Source organism: candidate division WOR-3 bacterium, from assembly GCA_016867815.1.
Lineage (GTDB): Bacteria > Hydrothermota > Tepidihabitantia > Tepidihabitantales > Tepidihabitantaceae > UBA2258.
Window position 1 is genome coordinate 1 of record VGIR01000180.1, and the last position, 2,885, is coordinate 2,885.

The following is a 2,885-nucleotide window of genomic DNA, read 5'->3' on the forward strand; positions in this document are numbered from 1 at the left end:
CGCTACATCCAGCAGCTCCTTGGGCACGAGAAGCTGGACACGACCGCGATCTACACCGAGGTCTCGATCAAGCAGCTCCAGGAAGTTCATGCCCGCTGCCACCCCGCCGCCCGGCTGACCGATTCGCAGAATCAGTCTCAGAATGCGCTTCCCCCGGCCCCGCCAAAAGCGTAAGATCGGGCCGTGGTTGAGGACCGTCAGAGTGGCGTTGCCTGCTTAGCCGCTGACCTGTCGCCAGTGGCCGGGCCGCGCTGGTTCTCCGCTGCCACACTGACCTCCCCCCGCCAAACTCGCGTCGGGGTCTTGCGCTGCCGCGCATCGGGTCGCCCATCACGTCGAGGCCGTCGTGGCCACGGAATCGCAACGGGTTCCAGGCCCTGCGCCTACAGAACCGCATCGGGTCGGGCTAAATGGCTAAGCCGCGACCCCATTGGGGAGGTCGACGGAGCAAGCAATCTGCACAGCTTAGTTGGTAACCGTCCAGTTGGAAGGGTCGATATCGATGGCCGTGCTGCGTTTCTGGAACGGCCTTGGCCTGCAGAGCCCTCGAAACCTCCCCCGACTCGGACTCCTGGCTACGTGCCGTCTCCGAGTCGCTTCGAGTGGTCTGGCGTGTGTCCATTAACATGCTGCAACGATGAGACGATAAGGAAAGGACGCAGCGATTTGCGCGACATGTACAAGGACGCCGTTAACGAGGCAGCTGCTCGCGGATTATCGCCAGCCAGTCCTAACGACCGCAAGAACCCTGCTTCCTGCAAGAACTCCTCGCAGGATGTCATCAATTGGATAATGCCTACTCCACCGTGCTGGAGGTGTTACCTTGAACACCGGGACTATATCGCGAATGACGTGAACGACAAAAGGCGCGACCACCAGGTGATCATTTGTGTGTCATTTGACATCCTCGGTAATGCCCGGGAGCAAATCATGTTCGACTGGTGGGGAGACGCAAAAGGCAGGAACGAGGGAGGCTTCGAACCACATGATCCGTCGGCAGTCAGACAGGAGTTTCAGTACTATGCGCCATATCAATCAACCTCTCCTGACGCGTATATCGATTGCCAGGGGATGTTACATGGCAGGATTCCGGTACGGGACTTTTCTGCGTCGACGTCACAACTATAATCGGAGGCCGGCCCGCATGAGCCGCTCGGATATCGTAACCGTCGTCATGGCGACATGCGTTCTTTGCCTGTTCGCATGGCTTTGGGTGCGGAGAGAGAGTATCACTGACCGAAGATCCAGCGCGAGCTGCGCGGCGAACCTCAAACAGCTGTGGTCAGCTGTCGCCAATCGTTCCCAAGACTTTAATCAGCAAGATATCACAGCTTTGGAAAACGATCCCACCTCGACCAGCGCAGACCTGCCCGCGCGGTTTGTGAGCATTCTATGCAAAGAAGAGGGTCTGCATCCAAAGGCTCTTGTTTGCCCCGGCGACAAACGCCGACCTGCATTTTCAGGTAACCTCCTGAGTAATGAGAACGTATCCTATTTTCTCAGCACAAACCTAGCGCTAGGTGAGCCAATGTGGATCATTGCTGGGGACCGCAACCTATCTGCCAGACCGGGTCTGGTACTGAGGCCGGGTACGCTACGGGACCTTCACTGGCATACGCCAATGCTTCACAACAATGGTGGCTACCTCTTAGGTGCGGACTGTGCCGTGCGGTTCATAGAGTCTGCTGAGTTAAAAGCGGAATTTTGGAGTTGGAGGAACCGGAATAACCATTTGCTAGTTCCATGAACTGCTTGCCGAGCAAGGTTGGATTGTTGTGCCACTCGAGGCTATCGGTCTCTTCAGCCTTCCTGGGAAGCCGGCCGGTTCGGCATACCCTTGGACCAAGGACACCCGTGGCCGGCCAACAGTTCGAGTACCGCTTCGACGACATCGGCAATCGGGACACAACGGGTGGCCGCGCCTCAGCGGTCTCCGATTACACCGCCAACCGGCTCAACCAGTACACGACTCGGACCGTTCCTGCCTACGTGGATGTGACCGGCATCACCAACCCGACGGCTGGTGTGACGGTGAACGGCAACACCGCCAATCGGAAGGGCGAGTACTTCCATTGGCCGCTGAACGTGCCGAACAGCACGGCGCAGTACCCGACGATTCAGGTGGTCTCGCAATTCGGGGCTGGGCAGAGCGAGAGCGGCAAGGTGTATGTGCCGGCCGCGTCCGAAGCGTTCAGTCATGACGATGACGGGAGCCTGACCGCGGACGGCCGGTGGGCCTGCACTTGGGACGCGGAGAACCGGCTCATCGAGATGCGGCGGGACTTGGATTCGCCGACCGGCGCCAGGCAGCGCCTGGTGTTCGAGTACGATCATCAAGGCCGCCGGATCCGCATGCAGTTCTACACGTACAGTGGCACGTGGCAGTTGCAGATGGACACGATCTGCCTGTACGACGGTTGGAACGTCGTCTGCGAGTTCAACGGGAGCAAGGCGCCCCTGCGGACGTACGTCTGGGGCACGGACCTCTCGGGCAGCCTGACCGGGGCAGGCGGCGTCGGCGGGCTGCTCTGGGTCAACAACCAGCAGTCGACGTACGCCGGCAAGACCGTGCCCACGGGCGTCCATTTCGTCGCCTACGACGCCAATGGGAACGTCGCCGCCCTGGTCAGCGCTGCCGACGGCACCACGCAAGCCCGGTACGAATACGGCCCGTTTGCTGAACCGGTCCGCGCCACGGGCGACCTGGCCGATGCCAACCCGTTCCGGTTCTCCACGAAGTGGACCGACAACGAGTCGGGGCTCCTATACTACGGGTATAGGTAGAGCCTGTCCCAAACGGGGAAATGGCCGTAAAGAGCCGTCCTGACGGCGCTGCGGCGCAGCTCAAGCGGGGCAAAATCGCCCCGGCAGCCCGGAGAACGCCC

1 protein-coding gene and 1 pseudogene are annotated in these 2,885 nt (G+C 60.3%); both read left to right on the top strand.

The window, feature by feature from the left end:
* Positions 1-108 (top strand): annotated as a pseudogene (locus FJY68_14025) (tyrosine recombinase).
* Positions 109-1,854: 1,746 nt separating this feature from the next.
* Positions 1,855-2,784 carry a hypothetical protein gene (locus tag FJY68_14030; GenBank protein MBM3332940.1) on the top strand — a complete coding sequence of 310 codons (930 nt, stop codon included), beginning with the start codon at positions 1,855-1,857 and terminating at the stop codon, positions 2,782-2,784.
* The last annotated feature ends 101 nt before the right edge of the window (positions 2,785-2,885 follow it).